Source organism: Bradyrhizobium sp. SZCCHNRI1009, from assembly GCF_032487575.1.
Lineage (GTDB): Bacteria > Pseudomonadota > Alphaproteobacteria > Rhizobiales > Xanthobacteraceae > Bradyrhizobium.
Window position 1 is genome coordinate 228,504 of sequence record NZ_JAUEUL010000008.1, and the last position, 23,279, is coordinate 251,782.

At 65.1% G+C, this 23,279-nt stretch carries 19 protein-coding genes and 1 pseudogene; 17 read left to right on the forward strand and 3 right to left on the reverse strand.

The features are described 5' to 3' along the window. Positions 1–12: 12 nt before the first annotated feature. Positions 13–1,176, reverse strand: coding sequence for a DUF2865 domain-containing protein (locus QX010_RS16825; protein WP_316180679.1), 1,164 nt, complete (start codon positions 1,174–1,176; stop codon positions 13–15). 153 nt (positions 1,177–1,329) lie between these two features. Beyond that, complete coding sequence (locus QX010_RS16830; RefSeq protein WP_316180680.1) at positions 1,330–1,638, reverse strand: hypothetical protein; 309 nt, start codon at positions 1,636–1,638, stop codon at positions 1,330–1,332. A 387-nt stretch (positions 1,639–2,025) separates the two neighbouring features. On the opposite strand from QX010_RS16830, the gene cysS reads away from it, so the two are divergent. From cysS to QX010_RS16850, 4 genes are all read left to right on the forward strand, one after another. Next, complete coding sequence (gene cysS, locus QX010_RS16835; RefSeq protein ID WP_316180682.1) at positions 2,026–3,435, forward strand: cysteine--tRNA ligase; 1,410 nt, start codon at positions 2,026–2,028, stop codon at positions 3,433–3,435. Between the two features lie 113 nt (positions 3,436–3,548). Next, positions 3,549–4,052, forward strand: coding sequence for a GNAT family N-acetyltransferase (locus tag QX010_RS16840; RefSeq protein ID WP_316180684.1), 504 nt, complete (start codon positions 3,549–3,551; stop codon positions 4,050–4,052). Beyond that, positions 4,049–5,662 (forward strand): citramalate synthase, encoded by a 1,614-nt coding sequence (gene cimA / locus QX010_RS16845; protein ID WP_316180686.1) that lies wholly within the window; start codon positions 4,049–4,051, stop codon positions 5,660–5,662. The genes QX010_RS16840 and cimA overlap by 4 nt, the downstream gene beginning before the upstream one ends. A gap of 115 nt (positions 5,663–5,777) precedes the next feature. Further along, the gene (locus QX010_RS16850) at positions 5,778–6,155 is read left to right on the forward strand and encodes a VOC family protein (protein WP_315803092.1); all 378 of its coding nucleotides are present in this window, start codon (positions 5,778–5,780) and stop codon (positions 6,153–6,155) included. Positions 6,156–6,158: 3 nt separating this feature from the next. Here QX010_RS16850 and QX010_RS16855 read toward each other — a convergent pair whose 3' ends face one another. Continuing rightward, positions 6,159–6,761, reverse strand: a complete 603-nt coding sequence (locus QX010_RS16855; protein WP_315803093.1) for a TIGR00730 family Rossman fold protein — start codon at positions 6,759–6,761, stop codon at positions 6,159–6,161. Positions 6,762–7,005: 244 nt separating this feature from the next. Between QX010_RS16855 and QX010_RS16860 the strand changes: the two genes are divergently transcribed. From QX010_RS16860 to QX010_RS16920, 13 genes and pseudogenes are all read left to right on the forward strand, one after another. Further along, a complete protein-coding gene (locus tag QX010_RS16860; RefSeq protein WP_316180688.1) occupies positions 7,006–8,979 on the forward strand; it encodes an ABC transporter ATP-binding protein/permease in 1,974 nt (657 codons plus the stop codon). Positions 8,980–9,103: 124 nt separating this feature from the next. Then, positions 9,104–9,808: pseudogene (locus QX010_RS16865) on the forward strand (phosphatidylserine decarboxylase); the annotation flags it as partial. Positions 9,809–9,895: 87 nt separating this feature from the next. After that, on the forward strand, positions 9,896–10,786 hold the full coding sequence (locus QX010_RS16870; RefSeq protein ID WP_315803095.1) for a phosphatidylcholine/phosphatidylserine synthase: 891 nt from the start codon (positions 9,896–9,898) through the stop codon (positions 10,784–10,786). A gap of 110 nt (positions 10,787–10,896) precedes the next feature. Continuing rightward, positions 10,897–11,616: an RraA family protein gene (locus QX010_RS16875; protein WP_315803096.1), complete on the forward strand. Its 720-nt coding sequence runs from the start codon at positions 10,897–10,899 to the stop codon at positions 11,614–11,616. A gap of 289 nt (positions 11,617–11,905) precedes the next feature. Further along, positions 11,906–14,095: a hybrid sensor histidine kinase/response regulator gene (locus tag QX010_RS16880; RefSeq protein WP_315803097.1), complete on the forward strand. Its 2,190-nt coding sequence runs from the start codon at positions 11,906–11,908 to the stop codon at positions 14,093–14,095. After that, a complete protein-coding gene (locus tag QX010_RS16885) occupies positions 14,092–14,454 on the forward strand; it encodes an Hpt domain-containing protein (protein ID WP_315803098.1) in 363 nt (120 codons plus the stop codon). The genes QX010_RS16880 and QX010_RS16885 overlap by 4 nt, the downstream gene beginning before the upstream one ends. Before the next feature lie 164 nt (positions 14,455–14,618). Further along, positions 14,619–15,392, forward strand: a complete 774-nt coding sequence (locus tag QX010_RS16890) for a motility protein A (protein ID WP_315714499.1) — start codon at positions 14,619–14,621, stop codon at positions 15,390–15,392. 36 nt (positions 15,393–15,428) lie between these two features. Beyond that, positions 15,429–16,259, forward strand: coding sequence for a flagellar motor protein MotB (locus QX010_RS16895; protein WP_315803099.1), 831 nt, complete (start codon positions 15,429–15,431; stop codon positions 16,257–16,259). A gap of 280 nt (positions 16,260–16,539) precedes the next feature. Continuing rightward, positions 16,540–18,438 carry a potassium transporter Kup gene (locus QX010_RS16900; RefSeq protein ID WP_315803100.1) on the forward strand — a complete coding sequence of 633 codons (1,899 nt, stop codon included), beginning with the start codon at positions 16,540–16,542 and terminating at the stop codon, positions 18,436–18,438. A 151-nt stretch (positions 18,439–18,589) separates the two neighbouring features. Beyond that, entirely contained in the window at positions 18,590–20,512 is a 1,923-nt protein-coding gene (locus tag QX010_RS16905) for a potassium transporter Kup (RefSeq protein WP_316180692.1), read from the forward strand. A gap of 108 nt (positions 20,513–20,620) precedes the next feature. After that, entirely contained in the window at positions 20,621–20,950 is a 330-nt protein-coding gene (locus QX010_RS16910; RefSeq protein ID WP_315714496.1) for a rhodanese-like domain-containing protein, read from the forward strand. A gap of 9 nt (positions 20,951–20,959) precedes the next feature. After that, complete coding sequence (locus QX010_RS16915; protein ID WP_316180694.1) at positions 20,960–22,123, forward strand: aminotransferase; 1,164 nt, start codon at positions 20,960–20,962, stop codon at positions 22,121–22,123. 12 nt (positions 22,124–22,135) lie between these two features. Further along, positions 22,136–23,242 carry a polyamine ABC transporter substrate-binding protein gene (locus QX010_RS16920; protein ID WP_316180696.1) on the forward strand — a complete coding sequence of 369 codons (1,107 nt, stop codon included), beginning with the start codon at positions 22,136–22,138 and terminating at the stop codon, positions 23,240–23,242. Positions 23,243–23,279 lie beyond the last annotated feature (37 nt).

The window sequence follows — 23,279 nt, forward strand, 5'->3', positions numbered from 1 at the left end:
CGACTGACTCGATCAGCGCTGCGGGATGAAAGTCGGTCCGACCGTGCGGATCTGCTTGTCGCCGCCAGCGCTGGTCGTGATGTCCGCGGTCGCTGGCGCTGCGGCCTCGGCCGGCGCGGCACCCTTCCTGGCGGCGTTCGCCGGCGCCCTGCCGGTCTGGCGCTGCTGCATGCGCTTGGCGCTCTCCTCGGTGACGATGATGTCGCCCTGCTCGGCGGCGGTGGCTCGGTCGTCGATCGACTTCAGTGCCTCCGCCCAGGTCTGGCCCGGCGCCTTGCAGGAACAGCTCGGGTTGAACTCGGTGCGGAACTTGAAGGCATTCGGCAGCGCGGTGTAGGGCTGACCGTTGACCGAGACCGCCTGGTTCATGTCTTCGCCGGGATTGCGATAGGTGAACAGCGTCGCGTCGGCGGCAGGGCATTGCGCCTTGCAGGCGCGCTCGTCGTCGGCGAAGCGGCCGGGAACGGTGGCAAACGAGATCGGGAAATAGGCGCCGTCGCAGCTGCGCACGCACACGGTCCGAAAGGTGCCCTGCGGCGCCGCGAGATCGGCGCTCGGCGGCGGCAGCGATGCGGCGGGATTGCTGTCGGCCCCGCCGCCGAACAGGCTGGTCAGGAAGTTGCCGCCGCCGCTGCGATTGGCGTTTGCATTGGCATATTGCTGGTACTGCGGGCCGCAATTGTTCTGGCCGAGGGCTACCAGCACCGAGCGGCGCTGGTTGTCGCGCTCACCGCCGAACCCACCGCTGCGCAGACGCTCCAGGCTGCCCATGATCTGGTCGAGGTTGGAGCGCATCTGCTGGATCTGGTTGTTCACCGGCTGGCATTCGGCCGCGCGGCCGTTGAAGATCGAAAAGAAGCCGGGGCTGTCGCAACCCATGCGCTTGGCCTGCATGCTGACGCGGTCGAGCTCGCCTTGCTGCTTGGCGGCCGCGTCCTGATAACGCCGGATCTGGTCCTCACGCGCGGGATCGCCGCCACCGCCGCGATCGATCGAGGCGAGCTGCGCTTCCAGACGTGGGCAGATCGGATTGACGCCGGCCTGCGGTCCGGGCGGGCCCGGCGGCATCTGCGCATAGGAATCGGAGCTGGATTGCGCGAGGGCGTGCGAGCCGGTCAGCGTCAGTCCGAGCAGCGCAGACACGGCCAACAGGCGCGGAGACAGGGATGCGATCAAGATGCGGTATTCCGGTCCATGGGTGCAGCCGCGGGACTAGCACAGAATTCGGAAAAATCGCGGCAGCGGCGGGCATCCCATAGCCGCTTTGTCGGGCATCGTCACGTCGTTTCCGGGGCGCTGGGGTGGCGGGAACCGCCGTTCCCGGCCGTCTCAGCGCTGGCAGGTGATCGCGACAAAGTCGCTGCAGCCGCCATGGGCGCAGTTTGCGCCGGCTTTCGGCACCGATCCGGTGATTTCATCGGGGTCGACGCGGCGATAGGAAGAGGCCTGTGCAAAATCCCGTGATTGGCAGTACGAGCGCGCAGCCGAGGCGCCGCAGCGGTCGCCCTTGGCGAGGCACTGGTCGACGCCGTAGCCGTCGGCTTCGTTGGCGATGATGAAGATGCGGCTCTCCGCCGTGGCGGTGGTCGCGGCGGCGAGGAGAACACAGCAGGCGAGCAGCGCCGGGGAGATTCGCATGGTGCACCGGTGGGTGTAGGAGACAACTCATGGTTAGGCCCAAAAGGTTAAAAATGATTAACCATGAGGCGGGGCGCGAGCATTTGGGCAGTGAAAGCGGCCGTTTTGCGGCTCTTGACGGCGACACGCCGCTGCATCATGGTGACTTTCATGAACGGTTTCCTCGCCATCCGCTGCATTTGCCGCGAGATTACGCGCTAGCGATTCGCTGGCTGAGGCCGTCTTTTCTCAACAGAGATGATCAGGACGCCCGGCCGGCAGGTCGGAAGCGTGATTCGTGCCGTTGCCGCTCGCGGGCGGTCGTTCGGCGTAGGACACCCGTTCCGCCTCGTCATGGACCGGTCGGTCCGGCGAGGCGGTGAGCACAGGGGCATTCGGGGACGGACCATGGACTTGCGTTTGTACGACACCGCATCGCGGGAGAAGCGCCTCTTCGTGCCGCTCGATCCCGACAACGTCCGCATGTATGTCTGCGGACCGACGGTCTACGACTTCGCCCATATCGGCAATGCGCGCCCGGTGATCGTCTTCGACGTGCTGTTCCGGCTGCTGCGGCATCTCTATGGCGAGAAGCACGTCACCTACGTCCGCAACATCACGGATGTCGACGACAAGATCAACGCGCGCGCCGCGCGCGACTTTCCCGGGCTGCCGCTGAACGAGGCAATCCGTAAGGTCACCGAGGTGACCGCCAATCAGTTTCATAGTGACGCGTCCGCGCTCGGCAGTCTGCCGCCAACCTTCGAGCCGCGTGCCACCGATTTCGTGCTGCCGCGCCCCGACGGCAAGGCGGACATGGTGACGCTCATCCAGCAACTGATCGCACGCGGCCATGCCTACGAGGCGGGCGGCGAGGTGCTGTTCGACACCCGATCGATGCCGGACTATGGCGCGCTGTCGGGCCGCAAGCTCGACGAGCAGCTTGCCGGCGCGCGCGTGGCCGTCGACGCGCACAAGAAGAACCCCGCCGACTTCGTGCTGTGGAAACAGTCGTCGGAGGACGAGCCGGGCTGGGACAGCCCATGGGGCCGCGGACGTCCGGGCTGGCACATCGAGTGCTCGGCGATGAGCGCAGCCTATCTCGGAGAGGTCTTCGACATCCATGGCGGCGGGCTCGACCTGATCTTCCCGCATCATGAGAACGAGATCGCGCAATCGCGCTGCGCGCACGGCACGCCGGTGATGGCGAATTACTGGCTGCACAATGAGTTCGTGCAGGTTGAGGGCGCGAAGATGTCGAAGAGCCTCGGCAACTTCGTCACCATCCGTGACCTGCTGGCGGACTGGCCCGGCGAGGTGTTGCGCCTCAACATGCTCAAGATGCACTATCGGTCGCCGGCCGATTGGACCGTCAAGGGCCTGGAGGAGAGCGCGAAGACGCTCGACGACTGGTATCGCGCGGCGGCCGATGCCCCGGGCGAGCAGCCGGAGCCTGAGATCATCGCGGCGCTCGCCGACGATCTCAACACGCCGCTGATGATCGCAGAACTGCACGCGTTGCGGAGCCGTGCGGCGTCCGGCGGCGAGGCTGATCGCGCTGCCTTTGCCGGCTCGCTTCGTTTCGCGGGCTTCCTGTCGGAAACCGTCGCGCAATGGGAAGCGCGAAAGCAGCAGGCCAAGGGCGTGGACGCCGCCGAGGTCGAAGGCCTGATCGCCGAGCGTACCGCGGCCCGCGCGCGGAAGGACTTCAAGGAGTCCGATCGCCTGCGCGACGCGCTCGCGGCGATGGGCGTTGTATTGAAGGATGGCAAAGGCGCCGACGGCAAGCCGGTCACGACCTGGGAGATTGCGCGATGAGCAAGCCCGACACCCCGTTTCCGCGGCACTGGCTGTACTACATCCTGCTCAAACTGTTGCTGATCGCGGGCGCAGTGGCGCTGGTCACGAAACTCTACGGCATGTGGTGACACATGGGACAGGCTCTCCCGAGGCCCGCACTGCGGCCGTTTCTTCCGGCTGATACGCCGCTGCTCGCCGCGATCTTCGTCGCAAGCATCCAGGGGCTGACAGGTGACGACTACAGCGAGGAGCAGCAGGAGGCCTGGGCGTCCGCTGCGGAGGATGAGACGGGCTTCGGCAAGAGGCTGGCATCCGAGCTCACCTTGATTGCGACCCTTCAGGGATCGCCGGTCGGCTTCGCCGCGCTGAAGGGCAACGATCACATCGACATGCTCTACGTCCATCCGAACGCGGCGGGGCAGGGTGTCGGCGCCCTGCTGTGCGACGCACTTGAAAAGCTGGCGGGCGCGCGCGGCGCGACCGGCCTGTCGGTCGACGCCAGCGACACGGCGGTCGAATTCTTCCGCAAGCGCGGCTACGTCGCGCAGCAGCGCAACAGCGTCTCCATCAATGGCGAGTGGCTCGCCAACACCACGATGAAGAAGACGCTCGGCTCCGGGGGAGCGCAGGCATGAGCAGGGCAGGCACAAGCAGGGAACGACTCTATCTGTTCGACACCACCCTGCGCGATGGCGCGCAGACCAACGGTGTCGATTTCACGCTGGCCGACAAGCAGGCCATCGCGCGCATGCTCGACGATCTCGGCATCGACTATGTCGAGGGCGGCTATCCCGGCGCCAACCCGCTCGACACCGAGTTCTTCGCCGCCAAGCCCAAGCTCGGCCATGCCCGCTTCACTGCCTTCGGGATGACGCGCCGGGCGGGACGCTCGGTGTCCAACGATCCGGGCGTCGCCGCACTGCTGGACGCCAAGGCGGACGCGATCTGCTTCGTCGCGAAGTCATCCGCCTATCAGGTGCGCGTCGCGCTGGAGACCACCAACGAGGAGAACCTCGCCTCGATCCGCGACAGCGTGACGGCCGCAAAGGCAGCAGGGCGCGAGGTGATGCTCGATTGCGAGCATTTCTTCGACGGCTACAAGGAGAACGCGGCGTTCGCGCTGGCCTGCGCGCGCACGGCCTATGAGGCCGGGGCGCGCTGGGTCGTGCTGTGCGACACCAATGGCGGCACCATGCCGCACGAGATCGAAGCGATTGTCGGCGAGGTCGTCAAGCAGGTGCCGGGCGATCACCTCGGCATCCACGCCCATAACGACACCGAGCAGGCAGTCGCGAATTCGCTGGCCGCGGTCCGCGCCGGCGCGCGCCAGATCCAGGGCACCTTGAACGGGCTCGGCGAGCGCTGCGGCAACGCCAATCTGTGCTCGCTGATCCCGACATTGAAGCTGAAGACCGAGTTCTCTGAGCGCTTCGAGATCGCCGTCTCCGACGAGCAGCTCAGCGGCCTCGTGAAGGTCTCTCGCACGCTCGACGACATGCTGAACCGCGCCCCGAACCGGCACGCGCCTTATGTCGGCGAGAGCGCCTTCGTGACCAAGACAGGCATCCATGCCTCGGCCGTGCTGAAGGATCCGCAGACCTATGAGCACGTGCTGCCCGAGAGCGTCGGCAATCGCCGCAAGGTGCTGGTGTCGGACCAGGCCGGCCGCTCCAACGTGATCGCAGCACTGGAGCGCGGCGGCGTCCCCTTCAGCAAGAGCGATCCGAAGCTCACGCGCCTGGTCGAGGAGCTGAAGGAGCGCGAGGCCGCGGGCTATGCCTACGAATCCGCCAACGCCTCGTTCGAGCTGCTGGCGCGGCGTACACTGGGCTCGGTCCCGGAGTATTTTCGCGTCGAGCAGTTCGACGTCAATGTCGAGCAGCGCTACAACGCGGTAGGCGAGCGCGTCACGGTGGCGCTGGCCGTCGTCAAGGTTGACGTCGCCGGCGAGCGGCTGATCTCCGCGGCCGAAGGCAACGGTCCGGTCAATGCGCTCGACGTCGCGCTGCGCAAGGATCTCGGAAAATACCAGGGCTACATCGACGGCCTCAAGCTGATCGACTATCGCGTCCGCATCCTCAATGGCGGCACCGAGGCGGTCACGCGCGTGCTGATCGAAAGCGAGGACGAAAAGGGGGAGCGCTGGACCACGGTCGGCGTCTCGCCCAACATCATCGACGCCTCGTTCCAGGCGCTGATGGATTCGGTGTTCTACAAGCTGGTGAAGTCCGGCGCGCCGGGTTGAGGTGATGCATCCGTCATGGCGAGCGAAGCGAAGCAATCCAGGGCTGAATGCACGACTCTGGATTGCTTCGTCGCTTCGCTCCTCGCAATGACGCGGAGAGGGCAGGAGCAAACGCATGATCGACCACGTCTCAGTCGGTGTCAGCGATCTCGCCCGCAGCGCGCGGTTCTACGAGCGCACGTTGGCGCCGCTTGGTTTGACGCGCCTGGTCGAACGTCCCAGCACGATCGGCTTCGGCAAGAGTTATCCGGAATTCTGGATCAATCTGCGCGCCGGCATGGCGCGGGTATCCGCCGAGACGGGCTCGCACCTTTGCTTCCGTGCCAGGAGCTCCGACGACGTCGATGCATTCCACGCCGCGGCGCTGGAGGCAGGCGGTGTCTCGGACGGCGCACCGGGGCTGCGGCCGCATGACCGCGTGCGCTATTACGCGGCGTTCGTGCTCGATCCCGACGGCAATCGGATTGAGGCGGTGACGTTTCCGGCCGAATAGGGATCAGAGCCGCTTGGCGATCTCTGGCGCCATCTCGGTCTCTTCCTTGGCGACGCGGGCGGCGGCCTCGCGCAGGCGCGGCAGGATGTCCTCGACGCGTTCGGCCTTGAGCAGCTCGATTTGGAAGCCGGGGCGGATGAACTCGGTCTCGCGCATGTGGGCCAGCAGCGCGAACAGCGGTTCCCAGAAGCCGTCGATATTGGCCATCAGCACCGGCTTGGCGTGGCGTCCGAGCTGCTTCCAGGTCAACTGCTCGACCAGCTCTTCGAGCGTGCCGATGCCGCCGGGCAGGGCCACGAACGCGTCGGAGTGCTCGAACATCAGCCGTTTGCGCTCGTGCATGTCCGGCGTGATGATGAGATCCTTGAGCGGCATCATGACCTCCTTCTTCACCAGGAAGTCCGGAATGATGCCGGTGACGTCGCCGCCATGGTCGAGCACCGCCTTGGCGACCGCGCCCATCATGCCGATGGAGCCGCCGCCATAAACGAGCCTGACGCCGTTCTCGGCAAGCGCCTTGCCGAGTGCCTTCGCCGATTCGATGAAGCTGGGATTCGTCCCCGGGCCGGAGCCGCAATAGACGCAAACGGTGCGGATTTCAGTCATTGGAGCGGTGTGACACTGCAGTTGAAAGGCGTCAAGACGACGGCGGACGGGTTGGATTCACGGGCATTTGCGGAAAGATGCGGACAGTCTCGATCCATTTGTCTGAAAACAAGTATGCAAATACTGCGCCGCCGCAACGGATTCCGTCGACGCACCGGTGCATGTGGCGTCGGGACACTCTATATGACGCAGGCAACGCCCGGCATCACAACATGCCAAGACCCCTGCTGTTCCAGATCGCTTGATGCCCCCTGATTTGTCCTCCGATCCAGCCGCCAACCAGCCGCCGTCGTCCCTCGAGCAGGGAACGCTGGCCGGCACGCTGCGCCATTTGTGGCCGTTCATCTGGCCGAGCGATCGCGCCGATCTGAAGATGCGCGTGCTGTGGTCCGTGGTGCTGCTGCTCGCGGCCAAGGTGGCGACGCTGGTTCTGCCTTTCACCTTCAAGTGGGCGACCGACGCGTTGACCGGCGCCAACACCGCGCCGATCGCGCCCGATAACTGGGCGTTCTGGCTGGTGGCCTCGCCGATCGTCATGACCGCAAGCTACGGCGGGATTCGGGTGCTGATGGCGGTGCTGACGCAGTGGCGCGACGGTATTTTTGCCCGTGTCGCCATGCATGCGGTGCGCAAGCTCGCGACCATCACCTTCGTCCACATGCACGAATTGTCGCTGCGCTTCCATCTGGAGCGCAAGACCGGCGGCCTGACCCGCGTGCTCGAGCGCGGCCGCAACGCGATCGAGACCATCGTGCGCATGGTGATCCTGCAGCTGATCCCGACCATCGTCGAGGTCTCGCTGCTGACCGCGGTGCTGCTGTGGCAGTTCGACTGGCGCTACGTGCTGGTCACGCTGACCATGGTCGCGGCGTATCTCTATTACACCTACATCGCGACCGAGTGGCGCATCGAGATCCGGCGCCGCATGAACGACTCGGATACGGACGCCAACACCAAGGCGATCGACTCGCTCTTGAACTACGAGACGGTGAAGTATTTCGGCGCCGAGGCGCGCGAGGCGGAACGTTACGACCGCTCGATGGAGCGCTACGAGCGGGCCAGCGTGAAGACCTATACCTCGCTGGCGGTGCTCAACGCCGGGCAGGCCGTGATCTTCACGGTCGGGTTGACGGTGGCCATGCTGATGTGCGCCCAGGGCGTGCGCCAGGGGCGCAACACCGTCGGCGACTTCGTCATGATCAACAGCATGATGATCCAGCTCTACCAGCCGCTGAACTTCATGGGCATGGTCTATCGCGAGATCAAGCAGGCCATCATCGATATCGAGAAGATGTTCGGCGTGCTCACGCGCGATGCCGAGGTGAAGGATGCTCCCGGAGCGACGCCTTTGGTGGTGACCTCCGGCAACGTCCGCTTCGAGGATGTCCGCTTCGCCTATGAGCCGGAGCGGCCGATCCTGCAGGGGCTCAGCTTCGAGGTGCCGGCGGGCAAGACGGTCGCGATCGTGGGGCCGTCCGGTGCTGGCAAGTCGACCATCTCGCGGCTGCTGTTTCGGCTCTACGACGTCTCCGGCGGCCGCATTCTGATCGATGGCCAGGACATCCGCGATGTTACCCAGATGTCGCTGCGCGCCCAGATCGGGATGGTGCCGCAGGATACCGTGCTGTTCAATGACACCATCCGCTACAACATCCGCTACGGACGCTGGGATGCGGACGACGCCGCTGTTGAGGAGGCGGCGAGGCTGGCCCAGATCGACGGTCTGATCCGGATGGCGCCGAAGGGCTACGAGACCCAGGTGGGAGAGCGCGGCCTCAAGCTCTCCGGTGGCGAGAAGCAGCGCGTCGCGATTGCCCGCACCATCCTGAAGGGGCCGCCGATCCTCGTGCTGGACGAGGCGACCTCGGCGCTGGACAGCCATACCGAGCACGAGATCCAGGAGGCGCTCGATGGCGTGTCGCGCAACCGCACCTCGCTCGTGATCGCGCACCGGCTTTCGACCATCGTAGCGGCCGATGAGATCATCGTGCTCGACCGGGGTCGCATCGCCGAGCGCGGCACCCACGCCGAGCTGCTGGCCAAAAGCGGGCTGTATGCCGGCATGTGGAACCGGCAGCGCGAGGCCGAGGAGGCGCGCGAAAAACTGGCGCAGATCGGCGATGAGGCCACGGCGCCGAACCGCAATCCGCCTGATCGGGGCGAACCGGATGTCGCCGGGCCGGATCTGGCGGGACGGGTAGCCAGCGCCGCCGAATGATGCTGCGGACCGCCCTGATCTGAACTCAAGACTGCATTAAGGATTCATTTTGACCTTCGCCGGCCATCGACCTAGTCAAGGCGGCGGTCCGCTCTGAGGGTCAGAGCGACAACACTCAACGAAGCAGGCCATGTCGATCAGCAATTCCATCCGCGCTCAGATCCCGCCGATCCACCCGGAAGGCTACCCCTTCATCGGGGGATTTGCCCTCGTCAGCCTGATCCTGTTCTGGATATTCACCCCGCTCGGCTGGATCGGCACGCTGCTCACCGTCTGGTGCGCGCTGTTCTTCCGCGACCCGATCCGGGTCACGCCGCAGCGGGAAGGGCTGGTGGTGGCGCCGGCCGACGGACGCATCTCCATGATCACGCGCGCCCTGCCGCCGGCCGAGCTCGGCCTCGGCGACCGGCCGCTGCTGCGGGTCTCGATCTTCATGAGCGTGTTCAACGTCCATGTGAACCGCAGCCCGGTGGCCGGCCGGATCGAGAAGATCTCCTACCGTCCGGGTGCCTTCATCAATGCCGAGCTCGACAAGGCGAGCGAGGACAACGAGCGCAACTCGCTCGCGATCTCGACGCCGCATGGCCGCATCGGCGTGGTCCAGATCGCCGGCCTCGTGGCGCGCCGGATCGTGTCGTTCGTGCGCGAGGGGCAGACCATTGGCGCGGGCGAGCGCTTCGGCCTGATCCGCTTCGGCTCGCGGCTCGACGTCTATCTTCCTGACGGCACTGAGGTTCTGGTCTCGGAGGGGCAGACCGCCATCGCCGGCGAGACGATCCTGGCCGATTTCGACGTGCCCGTGCCCGGCCTGACGTTCCGGAGCCAGTGAACCGTCGCTGCCCGCTGGTGACCCATTAAGGAGACCTTGAGCCGTGTTCAGGCACAAGTTCCCGGACAAACCGCACGTGGTGTGATCATGAGCTTCGATCTGAACTCTCCCGAACTGCGCCGCCGCCGTTTCCGCCCGATCCCGGTGCGGCTGCTGGTGCCGAACATGATCACCTTGCTGGCGATCTGCGCCGGCCTCACCGCAATCCGGCTGTCGACCGAGGGGCGGATGGAGCTCGCCGTCGGCGCCATCGTCTTCGCCGCCTTTCTGGACGGCATCGACGGCCGCATCGCCCGCATGATCAAGGGCCAGTCGAAGTTCGGCGCCGAGCTCGACAGCCTGGCCGACTTCGTCAATTTCGGCGTGGCGCCCGGCCTGATCCTGTACTTCTGGCAGCTCCATGAGCTGCACGACGGCGGCTGGATCGCCGCCATGATGTACGCCATCAGCGGCGGGCTGCGGCTGGCGCGCTTCAACGCCAGCATCGACGATCCCAACAAGCCGCCCTTCGCCGCCAATTTCTTCACCGGCGTGCCGGCCCCGCTCGGCGCCATCACCGTGCTGCTGCCCGTCTATCTGGCTTTCCTGGACCTGCCGAGGCCGCCGGCGCTGCTGACGGCGTTCTACACGCTGCTGATCGCCTTCCTGATGGTGTCGCGGCTGCCGGTGTTCTCCGGCAAGACCGCGCGGATGCGCGTCTCGCCCGAACTCGTGCTGCCGGTGTTCGCCGCGGTGGTGTTCTTCGTCGCGCTGCTGGTGGTCTATCCCTGGCACATCCTGTCGGCCGGATCGATCCTCTACATCCTGAGCCTTCCGTTCGGCTGGCGGCTGTATCGGCAGCAGGCGGCGCGGCACGCCGCGGTCCTTGGTGCCGCGGCTGCAGCGTCGCACGCCTCGTCTTCATCCACGACGGCTTTTGCGCCGACCGGCGTGCCGGCGGCGGAGCAGGGGCAGCGGCCGCCGGAACGGCTGCACTGAGCGCAGGGCGCCCCGACCGAGCCCGCGCTTTGCCGGCTTCGGCGCCTCAGTTATACCGGATGGCCAAGGACGGCCCGCGAATGCCGTCCGCATCATCCGGAGAAACGCCCGTGACAAGCACTGCCGCCGCGCCCCTCGCTGCTTCCGTCCTCGAGGCGCTCGCGCGCTATGACACGCCGACCATCTGCAACGCGATGGAGATCGTGGCGCCCGAGCGCCGCCTGATCGGCTACACGACCAAGCCGCTGGTGTGCCCGTTCCCGGACCTGCCGCCCATGGTCGGCTACGCGCGGACGGCGACGATCCGGTCCGTCGTCAAGTCGGGCCTGCCGGCGGACGAGCAGGCGAGGCGGCGCACCGACTACTACGAATATGTCGGCACCGGTCATGGTCCGCGCATCGTCGTGATCCAGGATATCGATGGCCCCGACATCGGCTACGGCGCGTTCTGGGGCGAGGTGCAGAGCAACGTCCACAAGGCGCTCGGCTGCCTCGGCGTGATCACGGATGGATCGATCCGCGACATTCCGCAATGGGCTGCCGGCTTCCAGGCTCTGGCGGGCTCGATCGGTCCGTCGCACGCGTGGGTGCATGCCGAGAGCTTCGGCGGCGAGGTCCGCGTCGCCGGGATGACCGTGCGCTCGGACGACCTGATCCACTCCGATCGCCATGGTGCGATCGTCATCCCCGCCGACATCGCCGCGAAGCTTCCCGAGGCGGCCGAGCTGTGCGCGCGCCGTGAAACGCCGATCCTGGACATCGCGCGGTCTGCGGATTTCTCGCTCGAGAAGCTCAAGGCCGCCTTGAAGCGGTCGGCGGAGATTCATTGAGCGTCGCTTCGCTCCGGTCCAAATGAGCGAGCCGTGCCGCTCGACGGTGCGGCTCGCCGGCCTTGCGCAGGGCGCTCGCCGAACTGCGACGCTGCAACCGCATCCGGATGACTACGGGGGGACGACTGAGCTTCGGCCGAAAATGTCGAACGCGGTGACGAATTACCCGCAAACAGGCCTGGACTCGCCGAAGGTTAAGCGGCCGTCGCTCGTTGAGAAGATTTTATCCATCAAGCTTTACCTGATGGCTAGCCCGTCCCGATAGGCATGTCGCCCGAGGGCGAAGGACATGCGCAGGCTGATATCGAAATCGAGGCCGTTGTTCGGGCGGGTCGACCGGACCGTCGACAGGATGGTTCGGCTGATCGGACATTTCGGCAGTGCCGCGATCGGCCTCTCGGCGATCGCGCTGGTGTGGGCCGGCATCTTCTACACGATCTCCGAAGAGTATACGCGCACCGAGCAGTCGGCGCTGAAGAACGGCGCCAATCTGGCCCGCGCGTTCGAGGAGCAGATCATCCGCTCGATCCGCGCGGCAGATCAGACCTTGCTCTACGTCCGCGACTCCTATGCCAGGGACCCGCACAACTTCGACATGTCGCTATGGTCGAAGAACAGCCAGTTCCTGTCCGACTTCTCGTTTCAGGTCGTCGTGATCGGCAAGGACGGCATCATGCTGTCTAGCAACATCGATCCGAAGATGCGCGGCCTCGACCTGCGCGACCGCGAGCACTTCCGCGTTCATGCCGACGGCAAGGATGATTTTCTCTTCATCAGCAAGCCGATCTTCGGCCGTGTCTCCAACAAATGGTCGATCCAGTTGACCCGCCGCATCATCATGCCGGACGGTTCGTTCGGCGGCGTGGTGGTGGTCTCGCTCGACCCCGAATATCTGTCGAGCTTCTACAATTCGGTCGATCTCGGCAAGAAGGGCAATGTCACACTCCTCGGTCTCGACGGCATCGTGCGCGCACGGGCCTCGGCCGGTCCGGGGGGCGTGGGATCCTCGCTCGCCGGCAGCCCGGTGATGAGCGCCATTCAGCACAGAAGCAGCGGCTTCTACACCTTCAAAAGTCTGATCGACGGCATCACGCGCATCTACTCGTTCCAGCGCATCAAGGATCTGCCGCTGGTGGTCATCGTCGGTCAGGCCTCCGAGGAGATCTTCAGCGCCTTCAAGCTCAACCGCGATCGTGATCTGCTGGTCGGGGCGTTGCTGACGGTGGTCATCGGCATCATCACGATCCTGATTGCGCGCTATCAGGCGGGACTTGCCGCCTCACGCGATGCCGCCGAGGCAGGTACGCGGGCGCGCTCCGAATTCCTGGCGATGATGAGTCATGAGATCCGCACGCCGATGAACGGCGTCATCGGCCTTGCCGATCTCTTGCTGTCGGCGGACCTCGCGCCGGAGCAGCGCAAGATCGCGACAACCTTGCGCGAGTCGGCCGATTACCTGCTGCAACTGCTCAACGATGTCCTCGATTTCTCCAAGCTCGATGCCGATCGTCTGGAGATCGAGCACATCGAGTTCGACCTGCACCGGTCGGTGACGGCGACCGCCGAGTTGCTGGTGTCCCGCGCCAGGGAAAAGGGCCTGCAACTGACGACGTCGATCGCGCCGGACGTGCCGAACTACGTGGTCGGCGATCCCGCGCGGCTGCGCCAGGTGCTGTTCAACCTGGTCGGCAATGCGCTCAAATTCACCGAATCGGGCGGCGTCCATATCGATGTGCGTGCCGAGAACCTTGCCGGGCCGAACCTGACGCTGGTGTTCTCGGTCGCCGATACCGGCGTCGGCATTCCCGCAGACGCCGTCAGCCGGCTGTTCAAGCAGTTCTCGCAGGTCGACAATTCCATCTCGCGCCGCTTCGGCGGCACCGGTCTGGGGCTCGCGATCTGCAAGCGCCTCGTCACCTGCATGGGCGGCGACATCAAGGTGCAGAGCAAGGTGGGCGAGGGCAGCACTTTCACCTTCTCGATCCAGGTCCAGCCGCAGCCGGACGTCGAGCAGGTGAGCGCGCCCGAGGCGACCATCGTGCCGGTCGGCGAGACGATCGCCGAGGAACGTCCGGGCAGCCTCGCGCCGCTGAAGATCCTCGTTGCCGAGGACAATCTGACCAATCAGTTCGTCATTAAAAAGCTCCTGGACAAGCTTGGTCACGGCTACGACATCGTCGAGAACGGCACGCAGGCGATCGCAGCCGTGCAGAAGCAGCCTTACGACCTCGTGCTCATGGACATGATGATGCCCGAGATGGACGGGCTCACGGCGACGCGGATGATCCGTTCGCTGCCGCCGCCCGCGCAGGACATCTACATCGTCGCTCTGACGGCCAACGCCACCAGCCAGGATCATCTGGCGTGCACCGACGCCGGCATGAACGACTTCGTGACCAAGCCGGTCACGCGCGATCGACTGAATGCCGCTCTGCTTCGCGCGGCCGCTGCTACACACAAGGAAAGGCTTGTCGCATGACCGACTGGGTGCAATTCGACGAATCCGTCTATCAGATCCTGGTCTCCGAGCTCGGCGAGGAGGATGCGCTGGAGGTCCTGCGCACGTTCCTCGACGACACGTCCGGAAAGTTCGGCACGCTTGCGGCCAAGTTCGAGGATCGCCTCGAACTCAGGCGCGAGGCGCATTCGATCAAGAGCTCGTCGGCGACGTTCGGTTTCTCGGCGCTGTCGCGCCTGTCGCGCGAGCTCGAGGTGGGATCGGCGACGATGGAGCCGGCGCAGATGCTGGAGATGGTCCACAAGATGCAGCGATCATTCGATCAGTCAGCCGTCTTCGCCGCGGCGAACCTGCTCAAGTCCGGATCGTCGGTCGCTTGAGCGAGGTCGGCGTCGTCTGCGGCGCTGCTGTTTACCTTTCATTATGCCTACCGAATTCAGTAACTCGTCCTTAATGGCGGACATTTAGTGTCGTGACATGCGGTCCAGAAGCACCGCGTCGGTCCGGCAGGGTCCGTGGTTTGCGTACGCGGTGGAGTTGACTCATGGATATTATGACGAGTGCGGGGCTCGTGGCTGGCGTGATCGTCATCGCGACGATGATGCTGCTGGGCGGCGATCTCGAGATGTTCGTCAGCGAGCACGCCGCAATCATCATCTTCGGCGGTTCGATCGCAGCCACCATGATTCGCTTCCCGCTGGGCGTCATGCTGCACGGTGTTCCGCTTGGAATGAAGTACGCTTTCACCATGAGCCGCCTGTCGGCCCGCGAGCTCGTCGACGAGCTCGCCCGCATCGCCGAGATCGCGCGCAAGCAGGGCCCGGTCGGCCTGGAAAAGGTCGAGACCGACGAGCCGTTCCTCGCCAAGGGAATCCGATACGTGGCCGACGGCTACGACCTCGAATTCATCCGCGACAATCTCGAGCGTGACCGCGACAATTTCCTGATGCATCTGGACGAAGGCAGCAAGATCTATCGCGCCATCGGCGACTGCGCCCCGGCGTTCGGCATGGTCGGCACGCTGATCGGCATGGTGCAGATGTTCGCCAACATGACCGACCCCTCGAAGCTCGGCCCGTTCATGGCGACCGCGCTGCTCGCGACCCTGTACGGCGCGCTGGTGTCGAACCTGATCTGTCTGCCGATCGCCGACAAGCTGCATGGCAAGCTGCTGGACGAGGAAACCAACCGGACGCTGATCATCGACGGAATCCTGATGATCCGCGACTCCAAGAGTCCCGCCCTGGTCCGCGAAATGCTCCTGGCCTATCTGCCGGAGAAGCATCGCCACGCCGAAGGCGAGCCCGTGCCGGCCTGATCGGCTGCGGCGGGGCGATCCGGGGTGGGGTAGGCAATGGCCAAGAAGAAGAGGGGCGATGCGCATGGCGGCGGTCACGGCTGGTTCGTGACCTTTGCCGACCTGATGGGACTTCTGGTCAGCTTCTTCGTGATGCTGGTCGCGTTCTCGACCATGGACAACGCCAAGCTGAAGGTCGTCGCAGGCTCGATGCGCGACGCCTTCGGCGTGCAGACCGAGTCGCGCTATTCGGGCATCGTGGAATCCGACGGCCTGCCGACCCGGCCGAAGCTCAAGAACGCCGCCCACATCTCGCCGGAGGAGACCGCGCGCGAGCCGAGCCCCGAGCAGGAGGAGCGCCAGCATACCAATGGCGCCAAGCTGAAGATCGATCGCCAGTTCGCGCTGGCGTCCGCCTCGCTGCGCCAGGCGCTGCAGGACATGCCGGAGATGACCGAGATCTCCAAGCACATCATGTTCGAAGAGACCAAGCAGGGTCTCAACTTGGAGATCGTCGACCAGGACGGGCGGTCGATGTTCGCTGATGGCTCGAAGGTGCCGTTCGACCGCACGCGACGCCTGATAGAGAAGCTGGCTGCCCCGCTCAAGGCGACCCCGCTTCGGGTCCAGATCACCGGGCACACGGCCGCCGGCTTCGTTCCCGCCCGCAGCGACTATGGCGGCTTCGACCTGTCGGCGGACCGCGCCAATGCGGTGCGCCAGATCCTGGAGCGGGAAGGGCTGCCGGCGAGCCACATCTATGCCGTCTCCGGCAAGGCGGACACCCAGCCGCTGTTTCCCGACGACCCGTCGCTGGCAGCCAACCGCCGCGTGACGATCACCCTGATGCGGGAAGACCCGCCATTGCCGCCCGATCTGAAGCCGTAGCCGGGATGCTTCGCTTGCCGCATCATAATGCCGCATGGCGGCTTGCGAACGGCAACGAAGAGCATCAGCGGGCACTTGATTCGCCGGGGGTAGATCCGACATCTGCCTCAGGATGCCTGGGCTAAAGGCACTTGCCGCGATGCGGCATGCGACATCCGTGTCAGCCATGCCGTTTGGTTGCGACCTGGGAACAGCGGTCTGCTTACGCTAGAGACTTGACCTGCGAACGGTCTACGTTCACACGCGCCGGGCCAAACAGGGAAGATGCGTTCCGAGCAACATGACGGCCAGCGCGACATCGACCGAAGGACAGGACACCGCGAGCACGTCGGGGTTCTGGGGGCTGACGCTAGGCAGCATCGGCGTGGTGTTCGGAGACATCGGCACCTCGCCCCTCTACGCCTTTCGCGAGGCCGCGCACGGCGCCGCTCAGGGGCAGCCGGTGTCGCGGATCATCGTGCTCGGGGTGCTCTCGCTGATCCTCTGGTCGCTGTTCATCGTGGTGACGGCCAAATACGTCCTGCTGCTGCTCCGCGCCGACAACAACGGCGAGGGCGGAACGCTGTCGCTGATGGCGCTCGGACAGCGGGCCTTGGGTCGGCGCAGCCTGTTCCTGATGTCGCTGGGCGTGATCGGCGCTTCGATGTTCATCGGAGACTCGATGATTACGCCGGCGATTTCGGTGTTGTCGGCGGTCGAAGGCCTCAAGCTCGCGGCGCCCGCGCTCGAGCACTACGTCGTGCCGCTGACCGTGTTCATCCTGGTCGTACTGTTCGCGGTCCAGAGCAAGGGGACGGCGCGGGTCGCCTCCGCCTTCGGCCCGGTCATGGTCACATGGTTCACCACCCTCGCCGTGATGGGACTCGTCCACATCCGCGACGACCCCTCCGTGCTCGCGGCGATCAATCCCTATTATGCGGTGCAGTTCCTGCTCTCGCACGGCACGATCGGCCTGGTCACCCTGGGCGCGGTGTTCCTCGCGGTCACCGGCGGCGAGGCACTCTATGCGGATCTCGGTCATTTCGGCCGCAAGCCGATCCAGTCGGCCTGGCTGTTCTTCGTGCTTCCGGCGCTGCTGATCAACTATTTCGGGCAGGGCGCACTGGTGCTGTCCGATCCCGCCGCGATCGAGAATTCGTTCTACCGGATGGTGCCCGAACTGCTGCTGCTGCCGCTGGTGGTGCTGGCCACCGCCGCGACCGTCATCGCGAGCCAGGCCGTGATCACGGGCGCCTATTCGCTGGTCAGCCAGGCGGTCCAGCTCGGCCTGCTGCCGCGTTTCGAGGTGCGCTATACGTCCGAGAGCCATGCCGGCCAGATCTATCTGCCGCGGGTCAACCGGTTGCTGCTGATCGGCGTGCTGCTGCTGGTGCTGCTGTTCCGGACCTCGAGCAATCTCGCCTCCGCCTATGGCATCGCAGTGTCCACCACCATGGTCGCCGACGGCATCATGGGCTTCGTGGTGATCTGGAAGCTGTGGAACTTGCGCGCGGCCGTGGCGGCCGCCGTGATCGCTCCCTTCGTCATCGTCGACATGACCTTCTTCAGCGCCAACCTGCTGAAGCTGCTCGAAGGAGCCTGGGTTCCGCTGCTGTTCGGTGCCGCGATGGTCGTGACGATCTGGACCTGGCGGCGTGGTTCGGCGATCCTGGTGCTCAAGACGCGCAAGATCGAGGTTCCGCTGGATGACCTGATCACCAGCCTGGAGAAGAGGCCTCCTCACATCGTCAAGGGCACGGCGGTGTTTCTCACCAGCGACCCGACCTCGGTGCCGACCGCATTGCTGCACAATCTCAAGCACAACAAGGTGCTGCACGAGCACAACGTGATCCTGACCATCGAGACCGCGCAGACGCCGCGGGTCGATGTCTCGGAGCGCGTGCGCATGGAGAAGATCAGCGAGAAGTTTTCCAAGGTGCGGCTGCGCTTCGGATTCATGGAATCCCCGAACGTGCCGCGCGCGCTTGCGGTGGCGCGCAAGCTAGGCTGGCAGTTCGACATCATGTCGACGTCGTTCTTCGTCTCGCGGCGCTCGTTGAAGCCATCGTCCCAGTCGGGCATGCCGACGTGGCAGGACCATCTCTTCATCGGTCTGAGCCGGTCGGCCAACGACGCCACGGACTATTTCCAGATTCCCACGGGCAGGGTCGTCGAAGTAGGTACCCAGGTAACGATTTGATCGGCTGGACTTCCCTGACGGCTCGTGCATGCTTAAATGCATGGCTGAGGCGCATTCCCGACGGGTCCGTCGTAACGCGCTGCCGCTATAAGCCGCGCGCTCTGCCGCGTTGTGCAGTGAAGCATTAACGAGTCCTCGAGGGGGCTACCCCATGACAGTCGACGTCGCAGCTACGCCCGCGGAAGCGCCGGCGACCAACGGGCATGGCAACGCCCATTCCACGGCGAGCTTCGCGGCGCTGACACTGGGAAGCATCGGTGTCGTCTATGGCGACATCGGCACCAGCCCGCTGTACGCGTTGCGTGAAGCGGTCTTGGCTGCGAGCAGCAGCGGCGAGCCTGCGCCTCACGCCGTGATGGGGGTGATCTCGCTCATCCTGTGGGCTCTCATCGTCGTCGTGACCCTCAAATACGTCGTGATCCTGCTGCGCGCCGACAACCACGGCGAGGGCGGCACCCTGGCGCTGATGGCGCTCGCCCAGCGCGGAGTCGCGCGCGGCGCCAGCATCATCGTGCTGCTCGGCATCATCTCGGGCGCGCTGTTCTATGGCGATGCGGTGATCACGCCGGCTCTGTCCGTGCTGTCGGCGATCGAGGGCATCAAGCTGGTCACGGCGGCGTTCGAGCCCTACGTCGTGCCGTTGACCGTCGTGATTCTGGTCGCGCTGTTCGCTGTCCAGGCGCGCGGAACGGCCAAGGTTGCTGCGTTCTTCGGCCCGATCATGCTGATCTGGTTCCTGGTGATCGGCATCGCGGCGCTGCCGCCGATCCTGCGCCATCCCGAGGTGCTGTGGGCGATCAACCCGCTGAATGCCGTGACCTTCATGCTGCATCACGGCATCATCGGCTTCATCACGCTCGGCGCGGTGTTTCTGGCCGTCACCGGCGCGGAGGCGCTGTATGCCGACCTCGGCCATTTCGGCAAGCGGCCGATCCAAACCGCCTGGCTGTTCATCGTGCTGCCGTCGCTGGCGCTGAACTATCTGGGGCAGGGCGCGCTGGTGATCGCCGACGCGAAGGCGATCGAGAACCCCTTCTTCCTGATGTTTCCGGAGTGGGCGCTGATCCCGATGGTCGCGCTCGCCACCATGGCGACCGTCATCGCGAGCCAGGCCGTCATTACCGGTGCCTATTCGCTGACGCGTCAGGCGATTCAGCTCGGCCTGCTGCCACGCTTCGAGATCCGCCACACCTCCGAGGCGCATTCGGGCCAGATCTACATTCCGCGCATCAACAAGCTGCTGCTGATCTCGGTCATGCTGCTGGTGCTGATGTTCAAGTCATCGAGCGCGCTCGCCTCGGCCTACGGCATCTCGGTCACCGGCACAATGGTCGTCACGGCCATGATGGGCTTCGTCGTGATCTGGAAGGTCTGGCGATGGTCGCCGATTGCGGCGGCCGCGCTGATCGCGCCGTTCCTGTTCCTGGATCTGACCTTCCTGGCGGCGAATCTCCTGAAGGTGTTCGAAGGCGGCTGGGTGCCGCTGGCGCTGGGCGGCTTCGTGATGACGCTGATGTACACGTGGCGGCGCGGCAGCCGGCTCTTGTTCGACAAGTCGCGCAAGCTCGAATTCCCGCTCGCCGATCTCGTGACCATGCTTGAGAAGCGTCCGCCGCAGCGGGTGGCCGGCACGGCCGTGTTCCTGACCAGCGATCCCTTGAGCGCGCCGACCGCGCTGATGCACAGCCTCAAGCACTACAAGGTGCTGCACGAAAAGAACGTCATCCTGACGATCGAGACCGCGCCGACGCCGCGCATCGAGCCGTCCGAACGGGTTCGCCTCGAGCAGATCAGTCCGACGTTTTCCAAGGTGACGTTGCGCTTCGGCTTCATGGAATCGCCCAACGTGCCGCGCGCACTTGCGATCGCGCGCAAGCTCGGCTGGCAGTTCGACATCATGTCGACCTCGTTCTTCCTGTCGCGCCGTGCGCTGAAGCCGGCTGCGCATTCAGGCATGCCGCGCTGGCAGGATCACCTGTTCATCTCAATGAGCCGCTCCGCCAACGACGCGACCGACTATTTTCAGATCCCGAGCGGACGGGTGGTGGAGGTCGGCACCCAGGTTACGATCTGAGCTCGAGACCCGTCTCCTCAGCGTGCCGAAGCGCTTGATTTTCGGTGCGTCTGGGGTGAGTTTGGCGACCGGATTGGGGCCGATATGGCCCTGCTGAAGGCTTGGAGGATGGGCGTGGCTGTTGTGCACGATTTGACCCCGCAGGACGTGGCCCAGGGGATCGCGGAAGGGCGAATTCTTCTGGTTGACGTGCGCGAGCCGAATGAAGTTTCTGCGGAAGCCTATCCCGACGGCGTCGTCGTTCCGCTGTCGGGCTTCGACCCGAAGCTGATCCCGGATCCGCAAGGCAAGGACGTCGTGTTCGCCTGCCGCTCCGGCAAGCGCTCGGTCACGGCCTCGCTGGCCGCGCAGGCCGCCGGTCTGCCCTACGATAAGCATCTCCAGGGCGGTATGCTCGGCTGGAAGGCGGCTGGCCTGCCGACCAGGACTGGCGGCTGACAGGCGATCATGATCTCGCAGAACAAGGTCTTTGCCGACCTGCCCGTCACCATTTTCGAGCAGATGTCGCAGCTCGCGCGCGACAACGACGCGATCAATCTGGGGCAGGGCTTTCCCGACGATCCGGGTCCGGAGGATATCCGCCGTGCCGCGGCCGATGCGGTCCTCAACGGCTACAACCAGTATCCGTCGATGATGGGCCTGCCGGAGCTGCGCCAGGCCATCGCCGCGCACTACAAGCACTGGCACAAGCTCGATCTCGATCCGATGAGCGAGGTCATGGTCACCTCCGGCGGCACCGAGGCGCTGACGTCGGCGATCCTGTCGGTGGTGGAGCCGGGCGACGAGGTGATCTGCTTCCAGCCGGTCTATGATTCATACTTGCCGATCATCCGCCAGGCCGGCGGCATTCCGCGCCTCGTCCGTCTGGAGCCGCCGCACTGGCGGCTGTCGGAGGAGATGCTGCGGCAGGCGTTCTCGCCAAAGACCAAGGCGGTGCTGTTCAACAACCCGCTCAACCCGGCCGCGGTGGTCTACCCGCGCGAGGATCTCGAGCTGCTGGCGCGCTTCTGCCAGGAGTTCGACGCGGTCGCGATCTGCGACGAGGTCTGGGAGCACGTCGTGTTCGACGGCCGCGCGCACATCCCGCTTATCACCATTCCCGGCATGCGCGACCGCACCATCAAGGTCGGCTCGGCCGGCAAGATCTTCTCGCTGACGGGCTGGAAGATCGGCTTCGTCTGCGCCGCGCCGCATCTGCTGCGCGTCGCCGCCAAGGTGCATCAATTCCTGACCTTCACGACGGCACCGAATCTGCAGGTCGCGGTCGCCTACGGCCTCGGCAAGTCGGACGACTACTTCATCAACATGCGCAGCGAGCTCGCGCGCAGCCGCGACCGGCTCACGGCCGGTCTCGAAAGCCTGGGCTTTCCCGTGCTGAAGGCGCAGGGGACCTACTTCCTGACCGTCGACCTTTCGCCGCTCGGCCTCAACGAGACCGACGAGCAGTTCTGCCGCCGCATCGTCAACGACTACAAGGTGGCCGCCATCCCGGTGTCGGCGTTCTACGAGACGAATGCCGTGACGTCCGTGGTGCGGTTCTGCTTCGCCAAGAAGGACGCCACCCTGGATACGGCGCTGGAGCGCCTCTCGGACGCCATCCACCGGCGCTAGGAGACACGAGTGATGACGCGCGGCTGCATGGGTTCGGCTCTGGCGCTGGCTGTCGCGGCGCTGACGCTCACGGGGGCGGCCGGTCGCGCAGAGGAGCGCGTCGTCAACTTCTACAACTGGTCGAACTACATGGCGCCCGGTGTCCTTGACGACTTCACCAAGGAGACCGGCATCAAGGTGGTCTACGACACATTCGACGCCAACGAGACCCTGGAGACGCGGCTGCTCGCCGGCAAATCCGGCTACGACGTCGTGGTGCCGACCGCATACTTCCTGCAGCGCCAGATCAAGGCCAAGATATTCCAGCCGCTCGACAAGTCGAAGCTGCCCAATCTCGTCAATGCGTGGCCCGCCGTGACCGAGCGTCTGGCCACCTACGACCCCGGCAATCAGTTCGCCGCCAACTACATGTGGGGCACGACCGGGATCGGCTACAACGTCAAGGCGGTCGAGAAGATCCTGGGGCCCGGCGCGCGGATCGACAGCTGGGACATGGTGTTCAAGCCGGAGAACCTCGCCAAGTTCAAGGACTGCGGCGTCCACATGCTGGATTCCGCCGACGACATCTTTCCGGCGGCGCTGAACTATCTTGGCCTCGACCCGAACTCGACCAGGCAGGCCGATCTGGAGAAGGCGGCCGAGGTGGTCGGCAAGGTCGCACCATCCGTGCGCAAGTTTCATTCGTCGGAATACTTAAGCGCGCTCGCCACCGGCGAGATCTGCCTCGTCGTCGGCTGGTCCGGCGACATCATGCAGGCGCGCAGCCGCGCGGAAGAAGCAAAGAACGGCGTCGAGATCGGCTACGCAATCCCGAAAGAGGGCGCGCAGATGTTCTTCGACAATTTTGCGATTCCCACTGACGCTCCGCACGTGGCCGAAGCCTATGCGCTGATCAATTATCTCTACCGGCCCGAGGTCGCGGCCAAGAACTCCGACTTCCTGTCCTATGCCAACGGCAACCTGGCGAGCCAGAAGCTGATCGATCCAAAAATCTTTGGCGACAAGAACATCTATCCGGATGAGACGACGCTGAAGAAGCTGTTCGTCATCACCGCCCGCGAGCCCGCGACGCAGCGCGTCATCAACCGGCTCTGGACGAAGGTGAAGACCGGGCGGTAGCCAGCGCTGCTGCCGGCATTGCGAACGCTGCGAAGCA